Origin of the sequence: Kitasatospora sp. NPDC057904, from assembly GCF_042887925.1 — a bacterium.
GTDB lineage: Bacteria > Actinomycetota > Actinomycetes > Streptomycetales > Streptomycetaceae > Kitasatospora.
The window spans coordinates 146,499-159,025 of sequence record NZ_JBHVOL010000004.1 but is presented as its reverse complement, the minus strand read 5'-3'; the positions used below and the strand labels follow the sequence as shown (position 1 = coordinate 159,025).

Below are 12,527 nucleotides of genomic sequence, written 5' to 3'. Positions count from 1 at the left end.
TGGGGAGGCCCCCGCGAAGCGCGCGGGGGCCGCCCGATCGGCCAGCTCGGAAGGGCACGCACGTCCACTGACTTGACGTGGCGCAAGAGCAGCTACAGCGGCGGCGAAAGCGGCAACTGCGTCGAACTCGCCGACGGCATCTCGGACATCGTCCCGGTCCGCGACAGCAAGGACCCTCACGGGCCGGCTCTCGGCTTCAGCCACGAGGCCTGGCGGGCGTTCACGTACTCGATGGTGCGCAGCCGGATGCCGGGCTGGTCGGGCACGGCGGACCCGCGCGCCGCCAGCAGCGGCCGGACCTGCCGGATCGCGGCGGACAGCATGGAGCGGTCCACTCCTAACAGCGCAGCCAGGGCCGGGTGCGGAAGATCGTGCCCCAGGTGCGCGAGCGTGGCCGGCACCCGGTCGACGAACACCAGACGATGCTTCGGGCCGGCACCAGCCTCGCGGCGGCGGTCGCCGCCGCGCCGCTCCCGCAGCGCAGACTCCTGCTGCGCCTCCCAGGCAGGGACGAGCTCAGCAACGAGTTCGGCAAGATGCTGCCGGGATGTGCCCGATAGGGCGTGATGAGACAAGGCCGCGCGGGCCGATGACTTCACATCCACGGGCGCTGCGCCTCGCGCCGCCTACGCCTGCCGCCGCTCCCACTGCTCCTTCGTGATCTCGTACCGCACACCCCCGTGCTCGGAACCCTCGACCGCCATCATGCTGTCCGGCGTGGGGATGTTCTCCGCGAGCGTCATCCCGAGCTTCTCCATGACGTTACGCGAAGGGCGGTTCACGGTCATCGTCTCGGCCCAGACCATGCGGATGCCTAGCTCGGCGAACCCCTTCGCCAGCAGCGCCTGCGAGACTTCGGTGGCGTAGCCCCGGCCCCAGGCCGCCTGGCGCAGGCGATAGCCGAGTTCGGCCTCCTCACGCGGGCCGCTGCGCCGCGGACGCAGGCAGAACCAGCCGACGAACGCGCCGCTGTCCTTCTCGTGCGCGGCGAACAGGCCGAGGTCATGATTCCAGCGCTCGTAGCCGGCGAGGATGCTGGGGATGGCGAGGTCGCGGACCTCCTCCGGCGGGGTTGGAGCGCCGCCGGTCAGGTAGCGCATCACCGCCGGGTCGCTGTCCAGCTCGATCAGCAGGTCCGCGTCGGCGGCGGCGAAGGGGCGCAGGGTCAGGCGCTCGGACTCGAGGTAGGTGGCCACGTGAGGATCATGGCCGAGACGGGTCGGACGGTCCAGGGAGTTTTCGGGCCGCGTCTGTCACCGGGTGGCGTGCTGGAGGAACAGCAGCACGACACGGCCGCCTTCACGTCACGGCCGAGGACCCGCCTGTGTCCTCTCAAGCTCGAAGCCGCCCCGCGAGACTCGTGGGGCGGCCTCCCTCTTGCTCACACGGGCGGGATCAGATCGCTCTCGCTGATGGTGTACGCCAGCGCGGGGTAGGCGAAGTCCGTCTCCTGGTTCTCACGCCGTCGTAGTTGGTAGAACTCGCGCTGCTGCTCGTCGTCGGCCGCCAAGAGGCGCGCGCCCTGCGGGAGATGCGCGTGTCCGTCGTGGAACCGGACCACGGTCTTCGACGTTCGGAAGGTCACGCCCAACCACTGGTTGTCCGGCGCCTCGTCGGGCGCGTCCAGGACGATCTTGTGCCTGAGCCGCCGATTCGCATCGACGGAGAAGACAACCACGCTGTTGTGGGCGAGGGGGATCTCGAACTCCTCCCCACCGGTCCCCTTGGACTCGAAGATCAGCTTCCTCTGCGAACCCTCCTCGGGATGCCGGTAGCAGGAGAAGACGGCGATGAACGAATCACCGGCCAGATCGAGGGCTTGGTCGGAATGGCCGCCCATCTTCCGGTAGGCGTTCGTGTAGCTCTCGATCAGAGCGTTGTTGAAGCCGACCGGAAGCGCCGCACGTTCCTGGATCCGCTGCGCCAGCCGCTCGTGCACTGCCCGGAATCGCTGCGCCGGGCTGCCGTACCGAGTGGTCGTCCGCACGAGAGGCACACCACCCGCCTCGTCGACCCTGGCAAGAACGGCTCCGCGCCGCCCCTTCCCCACGTCTTCCCAACGAGTCGACGCGGACAGCTCCGCGAACAGATTCTCCTCGATCGACAGATCGACCGTGCGGACCTCCTCCGAGATCCTAGATTCGCGGGGCACGGTAGTCCCCCGCGTTCATGCTGAAGCGGAACCGGTCGCCGTAGTCGATGAACGACGAGCTCCTGTTCTCCTCGGCGTACAGCCCGCGCAGCTCGTCCATGCCCTCCTCGGTCGCCGGCCCCAACTTCACCAACTCCCCCTCCCCCTTGAGGAACGTCTCCCCGTCCTTGTGAACGGCTTCGGCGCTCGAACAGCGCACGACGTATCCCAGTCGGGTCGGAAGCAGCTCGGCGTCCAGCGCCGAGGGCTTGATCTCATGCGTGTACAGGCGGTTGGTGGACAGCGGCATGAAGAACACGGAGCCGGGATAGAGCGTCACCGTGAACTGCGCGGGCAGCGCGACCGCGTCGTGGTCTTCAGCCGGCCCCTTCAGGCGGAACTGAAGCCTGGTCAGCCCGCTGACACCCTTCACCCCGTAGTCGAAGCCGTCTTCGCCCAACGGCCGCAGCTTGTCGAGCCCCTCGTAGAAGGTGCAGAAGGCCATGATGCCGTTGGCGGGCATGTCCTTGGTCTTGTCCGCGTGGGACGAGATCTTGGCCTTGGACTGCTTGCGCTCGGTCGTGGCAGCGGTGTTGCGGTAGATCTGCGCGAGGACGTGATTGAGCGGCGCCTGGCCCCGGAAGATGCCGGCGGCCTCGCGATTCAGAGCGTCGACGATGCCCGTGTCGGTGGGGCGGAAGCCCTCGGTCGGCCCCGAGAGGTTCGTGGAGCACCGGAGCAGGCGGAAATGCAGTTCGTCACCGTCCTGCGTGACGGGCGTCAGGTAGATTCCGCTGCGATGAGCCGATCCGGGTTTGGTGGACTCCGTCAGGGACTGGAACTCGTGCTCCGCGCTGATCCGTCCGAAGTGATCCCCATCGAGTGCGAAGAAGCGCCGGTAGTACACGCCGACGCCGTGGACACGGACGGGAACTCGCCCGACCCCGACGCACTCCCAAGCCTCCCCGGCGTCCTCGCGGAAACCGTGCGACAGCTCCCGAACGACGAAAACCCGCGCGGCACCGTCCAATTGGCGTCCGCTGATCCCGGAGATGTCGCCACACAGGTAGACGGTCTTCTGTGCGAGATCGAGCGAACCGGAAGCAAGCACCTCCGGCGAGATCACGGACCCGAAGAAATCCCGAACCACGTCATCGTCGTGCAACGTCGAAGGAGCGACCAGGATGTTGTTCCCATCCTCGATGCACGCCTCTATTGGCCCCGTTGTGTTCATCAGCGGTACCTGCCACCTGCAGATCTCGGCGAATGGATCAAATGAGCTTCGATGCTCTCACGGGGCCTCGACGCCGGGCAACGGAAATGGCCCCCGGCCCGGCGTCGGCCGGGCCGGGGGCCGGGGTGGTGCGGGGTGGGTCAGCCGACCGGGGCGAGGGTGAAGCGCTCGTTGTCGTAGCGCGACCCGCCCCATTGGACGAGCGGAGCGCCGTCGTCGTGGCCGGCGCCGTACACGTCGAGGACCAAGTCGCTGTCGAAGCTGACGACGGCCAGCGTGTTGCCGTCGACGTTGACCTTGCCCCAGCGCTGGTTGTCACCGCCGTTGCAGTCCCACTGGCCGATGGCCGTGCCCTGGGTCTTGCTCCAGCCCGGCACCTCAAGGCACTTGCCGCTGTTGACGTTGACGGCGAAGCCGTCGGAGATGTTCCACCGCTGGCCCGGGGCGCCGTTGCAGGTCGCCTGGACGACGGGAGCCCCGTTGTCGGTGCGGGAGTCCGCGATCTGGAGGCACTTGCCGACGAAGGTCCGGATCTGCACGGTGGAGTCGGCCGCGAGCGGGTGGTACGTGAAGCCGGCCGCGGCCGGGGCGGCGAGCAGGCCGACGGCCAGGCCGAGGCCGAGCCCGGCGGTGGCGACGGAGCCGATGCGGCGCTTGGCAGTGGAGTTGATGGTCATGGCCCCCCCTGTGGGTCCTGACTGATGTCGTATGGCGCGAACGGAACTTGGTGTTCCCCCCACTGTCCGCAGCGCCGAGGATCGGCGCCCTGACGCGCCGAAGGTGGCCCCCGGCCCGGTGGTGGCCGGGCCGGGGGCCGGGGTGGTGCGGGGTGGGTCAGCCGACCGGGTTGAGGGTGAAGCGCTGGTTGGCGTGGTAGTCCGAGTACCACTGGATCACCGGGGTGCCGTCGGCGTGGTTCGCGCCGTCGACGTCGAGGATCAGGCCGCTGTTCCAGTTGGGGATGGCGATGGTGTTGCTGCCGACGATGTTGATCTGACCCCAGCGCTGGTTGTCGCCCTGGTTGCAGGTCCACTGGTCGATCGCGGTGCCCGCGGTGCGGCTCCAGGCCGGCACCTCAAGGCACTTGCCGCTGTGGACGTTGAACGCGTAGCCGTTGGTGATGTTCCACTGCTGGCTGTCGTCACCCGTGCAGGCCGTCTCGACGACGGGCGCGCCGTCGTCGGTGCGGGCGTCTGCGACGGCCAGGCACTTGCCGCTGAAGTCGGCCTGGATCTGCACGGTCGTGTCGGCCGCCAGCGGCGTGAACTTCGGCCAGGGGTTGTTCCCGGCCGAGGCCGGTGCGGCGGCGACCAGGCCGGCCGTGAGGCCCAGGACGAGCACGGCGGCGGCAGAGCGGATGGACATGGTTCCCCCTATGGATCCATACGTGTGTGCTGTGGAAGTGAGAGGCACTTGGCGATTCCCCCGCCTCTCACTTCCACAGACGTGTGGGTGCCACGGAGGTTGCAGGTCCGTTCGAAAAAATATTTCTGACCGTCAGCTGCCCACGGCAGTCACCGTTCTCACCGTTCCGGCACCCGCCGTCCGGCGGACTTGAAGGCGAGGACGGCGGACGCGGTGACGATCATCGTCACCGCGCCAGTGCCTGCGGCGATGGGCAACAACGGGGTACCGCCCTGAAGGAGCCCCGCCTCGCCCTCGGTCCGGGCCATCCGGTTTGCCGTCACTTGCTCAGTACCCTAACTCTGCTCCTGGTGAGCGGAGTTCGTCACAGAGGGAGCGGCGAGCCCCCCGGCAGGTGATGGGCGTAGCCCAGCCGGCTGTCGGCCCAGGCGACGCGGGCGTCGATCAGGCGGGTGAGCTTGTAGCCGACCGGGGCGAAGCCGCGTCCGCGCCAGAAGGAATCGCTCACCGGGTTCGCGGACGACCAGCCGGCGGCGACGTTCGCGAAGCCCCGGCGGGCGGCCCAGTCGCAGACTCCGGCCAGGAGCGCCGTGCCGAGGCCCCCGGACCGGGCGGACGCCGTCACCGAGGCGATGCCGACCACCGCCGTGGAACGGTGCCGCTGGTCGGCCTCCGCCTGCATCATGCCGACGACGCGCCCGCGCTCCTCGGCGACGAGGAGCAGCCGCCGGTCGTCGCCGAGAGCGGCGAGGAAACCGTCCCGAACGGCGGGGACGTCGAGGAGCGCGGGCCGGAGGATCGGCGAGGTGGCGTGGAACTGCTGCAGCTCTACGGTGAGTTCGAGGAGTCTGCGGAGGTCCGTCGGCCCGGCCTCGCGCAGCCGGACGTCCTGCCCGGTGGAGGCGACGGCGGGCCGCAGGCCCTTGATCTGGTCGATGCCGAAGCCGAGTTCGAACAGGGCCGTGGTGACCTCCCCGTCGACGGCCGAGACCGTGATCGTGTGCTCGAACCGTCCGACGGCGGCGAGTCGACCGGCCAGGGCCGCGTAGAGCCGGCGGTAGGCCTCGCGCTTCCGGCCGCCGACGGCAGCGTGCTGCTGGAGCCGGATCGACGCCTGCTGGGGCCCGGGGACGCCGTCGACCGACGCCGCCAGGAATCCGACGAGCTCGCCGCCCTCGACGGCGGCCACGGCGGGGCCCGCACCCTGCCACGCCGCCACGAGGCGACGGGCCACGACCGGGTCGGCGAGGTCCAGCCCGCCGTCCGGATGCTCCCCGGCGAGCAGCGTCGCCGCGGGCTCCGCGAACCGCTCCTCGAACGGGACGACGTCCAGGCCCATCCGCTCCCCTTTCGAGTCCCGGTCATCCTCTCACCAGCCTGTGGCTCTCCTCCGGCCGAGCCGCCACGAGACCAGGACCACCAGCGCCGCGGTCCCCAGCGCGTAGACCGGCAGCCACAGCGTCGTCGTGGCCGCGAGGCACGCGTCGACGGCGTGCCGGGCCTGGTCGGCCTGGGCGTGGGCCACCGCCGCGCCGTCCTGGACGGCCAGGCCGCCCACCGCCTGCCGCGCGGTCAGGGCCTGGTAGCGGCCCAGTTCGGCGCAGCCCGCGCGCGTACCCGGCATCGGGAACAGCCACCGCCACCGCTGCATCGCCGGGGCCAGCGCGATCGCCACGCACAGGCCGACGACCAGTGCGTACGCCGTCAGGCTGCGCACGTACCCGGTGACCGGCCCGGGCGCGCGGGTCGGCAGGCGGGTGCAGGCGCGGACCACCGCGAGCAGCATCACGCCGAGGTAGGTGGAGAACCACTGCCACGAGCCCTGGGCGAACACGACCGCCAGGACCGCGCCGAGCGCGATGCCGAGGACGCCGACCTGGCCGTCCGTCTTCTCCCGGGGGCTGTGGTCGGCCACGGTCTCTCCTGTCCTGCGGCGGGCGGCGACGGCCCCCAGTCTCCGGCCGCGACCCGCCGCTCCCCCGCAGCCCGGGCCGGGCGGCACGCCCCCTCGCTCGCGTGGGTCAAGCACCGCGTGGGTCGAGCGGCACGTGGGTCAAGCGCCGCGTGGGTCAAGCGCCGCGCACGCCGTTACGGGCCGCGTACGACTCCAGGCCGTCCGCCGTCGTGCCGGCCCAGCCGACGTAGCCGTCCGGGCGGATGAGGAACACGCCATCGCCGTACGCCTCGTAGGGCGGGATGCGGACGGCGGGGACGCCGAGGTCGGGCAGGTCGGCGTCGGTGCCGACGGCGAGCAGGGTCCAGTGCGGGCCACGGAAGGCGTCGAAGAGGCGGACGCCGCCGCGGCGGCCGTCCGGGGCGCGGTCGCCGGCCCGGAGGGCGTCCGCCGGGAGGCCGGCGCGGGTGTCCTCCGAGAGCGTCGACTCCCGGTAGCCGAGGCCGAGTTGCTGGGTCGCGCGGCCACGGCGGACCTCGCCGCGGTGCACGCGCGTGGAGAGGTCGAGCATCTCCGCCGCGTTGGCGCGGCGCTCCTCCTCGTAGGTGTCGAGCAGCGCCTCCCGGGCGGCGCCGGAGAGCACGGCGGCCAGCTTCCAGGCGAGGTTGTACGCATCCTGGATGCTGGTGTTCAGGCCCTGCGCGCCGGCCGGCGAGTGCACGTGCGCGGAGTCGCCCGCGAGCAACACGCGTCCGTCGCGGAACCGGTCCGCGAGTCCCGTCCGCGGCCGGAACTCGGATGCCCAGCGCACGTCGACGACATGACCGGCCGTCAGGTGAGAGCGTGCGGCGACGACCTTGCGGATCCCCTCCAGGCTGGCATCCACGGCCGCCCCCTCCGGGAATTTCGCGACGAGCTGGAAGTCGTCCGTCCCGGCGAGCGGGCAGAGCGCCAGCAGGTCCTCACCCGTGGGGAAGACGTGCCAGTGATCGCGGTCCAGCGCCCCGTCGGCGAGCCGGACGTCCGCGACCAGCATCGTCGCCGGGTCGATGTCCTCCCCCGCCATGCCGATGCCGAGCAGCCGGCGGACGGTCGAGCGCCCACCGTCGGCCGCGACGGTCCACCGGGCCCGGACCGGGCCGCCCGACGCGAACGCGGCCGTCACGCCGTCCGGGTCCTGCGCGAGGCCGACCAGCTCGCGGCCGAAGGCGACGTCGCCGCCCAGCTCGCGCAACCGCCCGTACAGGACGCGCTGCGTGCGCCACTGCGGCAGCATCAGCGTCTCGGTGTACGGCTCGGCCTCGGAGGGCTCGGTCGGGTCGTACATGCGGCGCTCGCCCTGGGGCTCGCCGTCCTTCCAGAACAGGTTCGCCGGGTAGTGCCCGGCCACCGCGCGGACCCCGGCCAGCACGCCGAGGTCGTCCAGCACCTCCAGCGTGCGCGGCTGGAGCCCCTTGCCGCGCGAGCCGGGGAACAGCGCGGCAGCGCGCTCGACGAGCAGCGCCCGGACGCCGCGCCGGGCGAGGTCGAGGGCGAGCGTGAGGCCGGTGGGGCCGGCGCCGACGATCAGGACGTCCACGGATTCGGGCAGCGCGGATTCGGACGGCACGGATTCGGGCGACGCGGACACGGGCGACGCGGACACGGGCGACGCGGACACGGGCGACGCGGACACGGGCCACTCTCCTTAACGTTGTTAAACGGCGGCTGTCCGCAGCCTGCCCTTAACGGCGTTAAACTGTCAACCGTGACGCCGCAGAGAACCCCGGGAACCCCGAAGCTCGACCGGAAGCTGGTCGCCGACACCGCGCTGAGACTCCTCGACGAGGTGGGCCTCGACGGCCTCACCCTCCGCGCGATCGCCGCCGAACTCGGCGTCAAGGCACCGGCGCTGTACTGGCACTTCAAGGACAAGCAGGCGCTGCTCGACGAGATGGCGACCGAGATGATGCGCCGCATGTCGGCCGGGTCCGCCTGGCCGGCCGGGGGCGACTGGCGCGACGCGTACCGCGTGACGATGCGCGCCCTGCGCGCCGAGCTGCTGCGCCACCGCGACGGCGCCAAGGTCTACAGCGGCGCCCGCTTCACCGACACCTCGTACGCGCCCGGCCTGGACGCCGCCCTGCGCCTGCTGGTCGACGCCGGCTTCGCGCCGGCCGCCGCCGCCCGCGCCTGGTACACGGCGTACAGCTACACGATCGGCTACGTGGTCGAGGAACAGGCCATGGGCGCCGACCCGTTCGCCGGCGGCGAGGCGTACGACGTCGACGCGCGCGCCGAACGCCTCGCCGCCCACCCGCTCGCGGCGGAGGCGGGCCGGGTGATGTTCCGGGACTTCGACGAGGGCTTCGAGCTGGGGCTGACCGCCGTCCTCGCCGGGGTCGAGGCGACGCTGCTCACCTGAGCGGCGCCGCCCCTGGCCCCGGACCCGCCCCCGGCCGCCCCTCGGCCGCTGCTCAGCCCCGCCGGACCACGTCGAGGTGCGCCGGCGCGGCACCGAGCCACCACGTCGGGTCGGCGCTGCCGTCGACGGTGCTGCCGTCGCGGCGGACGTAGTGCCGCACGTCCCGCCCGGGCGTCGCGAACTCGCCCGCCAGCGCCCGCTCCAGCCACTCGGCGCCGAACCGGAAGACCTCCGCCGCCACGCCGCCGAGCGGGTGGAACTCGTCCTCGTAAACCCGCAGTTCCTTCGGCGCCCGGACCTTCTCGAAGCTCTCCAGCGCCTGCCCGAGGTCGGTCAGCTCGTCGAACTCGCCGATGCCGTACAGCACCGGGCAGGTGATCCGGTCCACCAGGTCACCGAGGGGCAGGTGGCGGACGAGGTCGCGGTCGAAGGCCTCCTCGTCGGTGTACCCGGCCATGTACATGTAGTTGTTCTTGAAGGTCGGCTGGGCGCGCTCGAAGATGGTCGCGAAGTCGCCCGTGACGGCCTCGAACGCGGCGAGCGCGGCCAGCCGGCCGTCGGTGGCGGCGGCGCGCGAGCCCCAGTAGCCGCTCATCGAGATGCCGAACATGCCGATCCGTGCCGCGTCGACCTCCGGCAGCGCGGCCAGGTGGTCGAGGTAACGGCCGATCGCGCGCTCGTAGTTGGTGAGGTCGACGGTGAGCCCGCCGGCCCGCGTCTCGCCCTGGCCGGGGCCCTCGATGGACAGTGCGACGACCCCGCGCGAGGTGTAGTAGCGCTCGGCTGCCCAGATGTAGTCCTCCTTGATCATGTCCATCCCCGGGCCGAGGATGACGGCCGGCGCGTTCTCGACCGGCCCGGCGGGCAGGTGGAGCAGCGCGTGGATCGCTCCGCCCTCGAAGTCGAGGACGACGCGCCGCACCCGGCCGTCGCGCAGCGCGCCCAGGCGCTCGACGCAGTGGTCGGTGCGCGTGCGCATCGCGGCCTTGCGCGGATCGGTCGCATCGAAGATCGAGTACTGGGCGCGGCCCCACATCACCGCGGCCCGCCCGTAGAGGTCGGCGGCGGTCCGCGCGAAACCGCCGCGCTCGTGGTGCGCGGCGCGCTCCTCCGCCTGGGCGGCGACCGTCGCCCAGGCCTTGGGCAGCATCGCACCGCTCCTGACCAGCGCGAAGACCTTCGCGAAGTCGGTGTGGTCGTGGCCGAGCTGCTCCATGGTGCCGACGGCCTCGGGGTGCAGCGCGTCGAAGCCGCCCTGGGCGAGCGCGGTGTCGAGGGCCCAGCTCTGGCCGGTGGAACGGGTGGTCATGGCGGTCTCCTTCTCGGGTTCCGGTTCACTAAGTACTTAGTGATTAAGTACTTAGTCATTAAGTACTTAACCTAAGCTGGTGTCAAGCCACCACCGCCGAGGAGACCCGCACATGACCGAGCCGACCCGCGAGCCCGCCCCCGAGCGCGCCGACGCCCTCGACCGCCTCGCCCGGGCCGCCTACCGCCTCAGCGCCGCCGACGCCCGCCTGCGCGGCCGCGCCACCCGCACCCCCGGCGCCCTCTCCCTCACCCACGCCCGTGCCCTGCGCACCCTCGCCGACCGGGGCCCGCTGACGATCAGCGGACTCGCGGCCGGCACCGAGACCACCGGCGCCGCCGCCACCCAACTGGTCAACGGCCTGGTCGCGGCTGGTTACGTGACCCGCACCCGGCCGCCCGAGGACAAGCGCTCCGTCGTGGTCGCCCTCACCGACGCCGGCCGCGAGCGGCACCGCCGGCGCCAGCAGGCGCTCACCGACGCCCTGCACGCCGACCTGTCCGACTACGACGCGGACGCCCTCGACCGCGCCGCCGAGGTGCTCCAGCGGCTGTCGGCCGTCTACGACCGGCTGTGACGGCGACCGGCCGTGAGGGCCGCCCCGTCGGCCCGACTGTCGGCGGGGTGCGCCAGGATGTGGGGCCATGGAGATCAACGAACTGCTGCAGGACCTGGCCGACGAGTACGTCCAGGGCGAGCCCACCGAGTTCCACCGCATCGGCGATCTGTTGGTGGCCGAGGGCGTGGTGTTCAGCTGCCCGGCGCCGCCCGAGTGGAGCGCGTGCGGTGACGTCCCGCCGGGCTCGCACCCCGTGTACGTCGGCGTGCGGCGGTTCCGGGACCACGGGACCGGCCGGGAGTCGAGCACGGTGGAGATGGTGTTGGTCCCGCTGGCCGGCCCCGAGGAGATCGCCGGGGCCGAGTTCGAGGACGCCGTCGAGGACTGGCAGCCGCTCGGGCCGGACTTCGGCTTCCTGTGGGACTCGACCGCCATGGACGCGTTCCGCGACCGCTCCGTCCGGCCGGACGCCTTCGAGGACCTGACCGCCTTCGTGGACCACGTCGGGGCCGAGCTCGACGCCGCCGACGCGGCCGGCAAGGTCCCCGCGTGGGTCGACGCCGTGGTCAACGAGGAGACGGGCGCCAACGTCCTCGCCTTCCGCGTCGGCGACGAGTCCGCCCTCTGCCTCGAAGGCCGGGACGACGAGGGCAACCTGGTCGCCCTGCTGTTCTCCGGCACCGTGTGACGGAAGCCCGGGACGGCTCCGCCCGGGACCGCCCGGGACCGCCCGGGACGGATCCGCCCGGCGCGCTGACGGCGCCGGGCGGTGTCACGCCGTCGGCGTCGATCAGGACGGCCGCCGGCTACTACCGGGCCCGGATCAGGACCAGCGAGCCTTCCAGCACCGCCTGCTGCCGGAGGTGGCCGTACCGCTCGTCCCACGCGCCCGAGGCCAGGTCCCGCTCCAGCCGGTCGGTGTACTCGCGGGCCAGCTCCGCCGGGACGAAGCTCCACGCCGAGCAGGACTGCCGGGCGGCCGGGTCCAGCAGCATCTCGGGGCGCGCGTAGTAGGCCTCGTTGAAGCCGTCGACGCAGTCGGCCGGGACGGGCACCACGGTGACCTCGACCTCGCCGCCCAGAGCCTCGGTGATGTCGGCGACGGACGGGTAGCGCCGCGCCTCGGTGTCCAGCACCAGCGGCGCGTACTCGTACAGCCAGAAGTCCCGCACGAGGTCCGGGTCGCAGGTCAGGACGACCACCGGGCCGCGCGTGACCCGGCGCAGCTCGCGCAGGCCGGCCTTCACGTCGCTCCACTGGTGGACACTGAACGTCGTCATCGCGCCGTCGAACGCGTCGTCCGGGAAGGGCAGGTCCTCCGCCACCGCGTCGACCGCCTGCGGCAGGTGCGCGGGCCGCTGCGCACGCATCGACGCCGACGGCTCGACCGGCGTCACGTCGAAGGCCTCCGACTCGTACGAACCGGCCCCGGCACCGACGTTGAGCACCGTACGGGCCCCGCCCAGGGCCTGCTCGATCAGTGCGGCGATCCTCGGTTCTGGACGCCGGTAGGCGGCGTACGAGCCGCCGATCGCGCCGTAGTCCGCGTCGCCCGCACTGCCGTCCGCCGTCCGCCCGGTCCGCTGCGCCATGAGGTCCCCCTTCAGCCGGTCCAGCACCCGCCCGGTGTG

Annotated in this window: 15 protein-coding genes and 1 pseudogene; 5 read left to right on the top strand and 11 right to left on the bottom strand. The window is 72.0% G+C overall.

Annotated features, from left to right (window positions below; translation table 11 throughout):
- Window positions 1–72 precede the first annotated feature (72 nt).
- Window positions 73–165, top strand: a pseudogene (locus ACFVSN_RS12480) (DUF397 domain-containing protein); the annotation flags it as partial.
- 11 nt (window positions 166–176) lie between these two features.
- Here the strand turns inward: ACFVSN_RS12480 and ACFVSN_RS12475 are convergent.
- Window positions 177–323, bottom strand: a complete 147-nt coding sequence (locus ACFVSN_RS12475; RefSeq protein ID WP_387955292.1) for a hypothetical protein — start codon at window positions 321–323, stop codon at window positions 177–179.
- Between the two features lie 36 nt (window positions 324–359).
- On the opposite strand from ACFVSN_RS12475, the gene ACFVSN_RS12470 reads away from it, so the two are divergent.
- Window positions 360–560, top strand: a complete 201-nt coding sequence (locus ACFVSN_RS12470) for a hypothetical protein (protein ID WP_387955291.1) — start codon at window positions 360–362, stop codon at window positions 558–560.
- A 66-nt stretch (window positions 561–626) separates the two neighbouring features.
- Here the strand turns inward: ACFVSN_RS12470 and ACFVSN_RS12465 are convergent, their stop codons facing one another.
- The 8 genes from ACFVSN_RS12465 to ACFVSN_RS12430 form a co-directional block, all read right to left on the bottom strand.
- Entirely contained in the window at window positions 627–1,196 is a 570-nt protein-coding gene (locus tag ACFVSN_RS12465; protein WP_387954854.1) for a GNAT family N-acetyltransferase, read from the bottom strand.
- A 185-nt stretch (window positions 1,197–1,381) separates the two neighbouring features.
- Complete coding sequence (locus ACFVSN_RS12460) at window positions 1,382–2,152, bottom strand: alpha-ketoglutarate-dependent dioxygenase AlkB (protein ID WP_387954853.1); 771 nt, start codon at window positions 2,150–2,152, stop codon at window positions 1,382–1,384.
- Window positions 2,136–3,365 (bottom strand): hypothetical protein, encoded by a 1,230-nt coding sequence (locus ACFVSN_RS12455; RefSeq protein WP_380448516.1) that lies wholly within the window; start codon window positions 3,363–3,365, stop codon window positions 2,136–2,138. The genes ACFVSN_RS12460 and ACFVSN_RS12455 overlap by 17 nt, the downstream gene beginning before the upstream one ends.
- A gap of 140 nt (window positions 3,366–3,505) precedes the next feature.
- Complete coding sequence (locus ACFVSN_RS12450; RefSeq protein WP_380507141.1) at window positions 3,506–4,042, bottom strand: RICIN domain-containing protein; 537 nt, start codon at window positions 4,040–4,042, stop codon at window positions 3,506–3,508.
- Window positions 4,043–4,199: 157 nt separating this feature from the next.
- Complete coding sequence (locus ACFVSN_RS12445; RefSeq protein WP_387954851.1) at window positions 4,200–4,730, bottom strand: RICIN domain-containing protein; 531 nt, start codon at window positions 4,728–4,730, stop codon at window positions 4,200–4,202.
- A 364-nt stretch (window positions 4,731–5,094) separates the two neighbouring features.
- The gene (locus ACFVSN_RS12440) at window positions 5,095–6,069 is read right to left on the bottom strand and encodes a GNAT family N-acetyltransferase (protein WP_387954849.1); all 975 of its coding nucleotides are present in this window, start codon (window positions 6,067–6,069) and stop codon (window positions 5,095–5,097) included.
- A 30-nt stretch (window positions 6,070–6,099) separates the two neighbouring features.
- On the bottom strand, window positions 6,100–6,645 hold the full coding sequence (locus ACFVSN_RS12435) for a hypothetical protein (protein WP_387954847.1): 546 nt from the start codon (window positions 6,643–6,645) through the stop codon (window positions 6,100–6,102).
- 154 nt (window positions 6,646–6,799) lie between these two features.
- Window positions 6,800–8,215 carry an FAD-dependent oxidoreductase gene (locus ACFVSN_RS12430; RefSeq protein ID WP_387955275.1) on the bottom strand — a complete coding sequence of 472 codons (1,416 nt, stop codon included), beginning with the start codon at window positions 8,213–8,215 and terminating at the stop codon, window positions 6,800–6,802.
- Window positions 8,216–8,371: 156 nt separating this feature from the next.
- Here ACFVSN_RS12430 and ACFVSN_RS12425 point away from each other — a divergent pair, with 156 nt between their 5' ends.
- Window positions 8,372–9,028: a TetR/AcrR family transcriptional regulator C-terminal domain-containing protein gene (locus tag ACFVSN_RS12425; protein WP_380497005.1), complete on the top strand. Its 657-nt coding sequence runs from the start codon at window positions 8,372–8,374 to the stop codon at window positions 9,026–9,028.
- Window positions 9,029–9,080: 52 nt separating this feature from the next.
- On the opposite strand, the gene ACFVSN_RS12420 is transcribed toward ACFVSN_RS12425, so the two are convergent.
- On the bottom strand, window positions 9,081–10,337 hold the full coding sequence (locus ACFVSN_RS12420; RefSeq protein ID WP_387954845.1) for an alpha/beta hydrolase: 1,257 nt from the start codon (window positions 10,335–10,337) through the stop codon (window positions 9,081–9,083).
- 112 nt (window positions 10,338–10,449) lie between these two features.
- Here ACFVSN_RS12420 and ACFVSN_RS12415 point away from each other — a divergent pair, with 112 nt between their 5' ends.
- Both ACFVSN_RS12415 and ACFVSN_RS12410 read left to right on the top strand, forming a co-directional pair.
- Window positions 10,450–10,914 carry a MarR family winged helix-turn-helix transcriptional regulator gene (locus ACFVSN_RS12415; protein WP_380497008.1) on the top strand — a complete coding sequence of 155 codons (465 nt, stop codon included), beginning with the start codon at window positions 10,450–10,452 and terminating at the stop codon, window positions 10,912–10,914.
- Between the two features lie 67 nt (window positions 10,915–10,981).
- Window positions 10,982–11,584, top strand: coding sequence for a hypothetical protein (locus ACFVSN_RS12410; protein WP_387954843.1), 603 nt, complete (start codon window positions 10,982–10,984; stop codon window positions 11,582–11,584).
- 121 nt (window positions 11,585–11,705) lie between these two features.
- Here ACFVSN_RS12410 and ACFVSN_RS12405 read toward each other — a convergent pair whose 3' ends face one another.
- On the bottom strand, window positions 11,706–12,488 hold the full coding sequence (locus ACFVSN_RS12405; protein WP_387954841.1) for a class I SAM-dependent methyltransferase: 783 nt from the start codon (window positions 12,486–12,488) through the stop codon (window positions 11,706–11,708).
- Between the last annotated feature and the right edge of the window lie 39 nt (window positions 12,489–12,527).

Bases quoted from the DNA above. Each gene is read 5' to 3' on its own strand.
- ACFVSN_RS12445 (WP_387954851.1), bottom strand. From the start codon at position 4,730: ATGTCCATCCGCTCTGCCGCCGCCGTGCTCGTCCTGGGCCTCACGGCC.
- ACFVSN_RS12455 (WP_380448516.1), bottom strand. From the start codon at position 3,365: ATGAACACAACGGGGCCAATAGAGGCGTGCATCGAGGATGGGAACAAC.
- ACFVSN_RS12410 (WP_387954843.1), top strand. From the start codon at position 10,982: ATGGAGATCAACGAACTGCTGCAGGACCTGGCCGACGAGTACGTCCAG.
- ACFVSN_RS12440 (WP_387954849.1), bottom strand. From the start codon at position 6,069: ATGGGCCTGGACGTCGTCCCGTTCGAGGAGCGGTTCGCGGAGCCCGCG.
- ACFVSN_RS12420 (WP_387954845.1), bottom strand. From the start codon at position 10,337: ATGACCACCCGTTCCACCGGCCAGAGCTGGGCCCTCGACACCGCGCTC.
- ACFVSN_RS12475 (WP_387955292.1), bottom strand. From the start codon at position 323: ATGCTGTCCGCCGCGATCCGGCAGGTCCGGCCGCTGCTGGCGGCGCGC.
- ACFVSN_RS12405 (WP_387954841.1), bottom strand. From the start codon at position 12,488: ATGGCGCAGCGGACCGGGCGGACGGCGGACGGCAGTGCGGGCGACGCG.
- ACFVSN_RS12450 (WP_380507141.1), bottom strand. From the start codon at position 4,042: ATGACCATCAACTCCACTGCCAAGCGCCGCATCGGCTCCGTCGCCACC.
- ACFVSN_RS12415 (WP_380497008.1), top strand. From the start codon at position 10,450: ATGACCGAGCCGACCCGCGAGCCCGCCCCCGAGCGCGCCGACGCCCTC.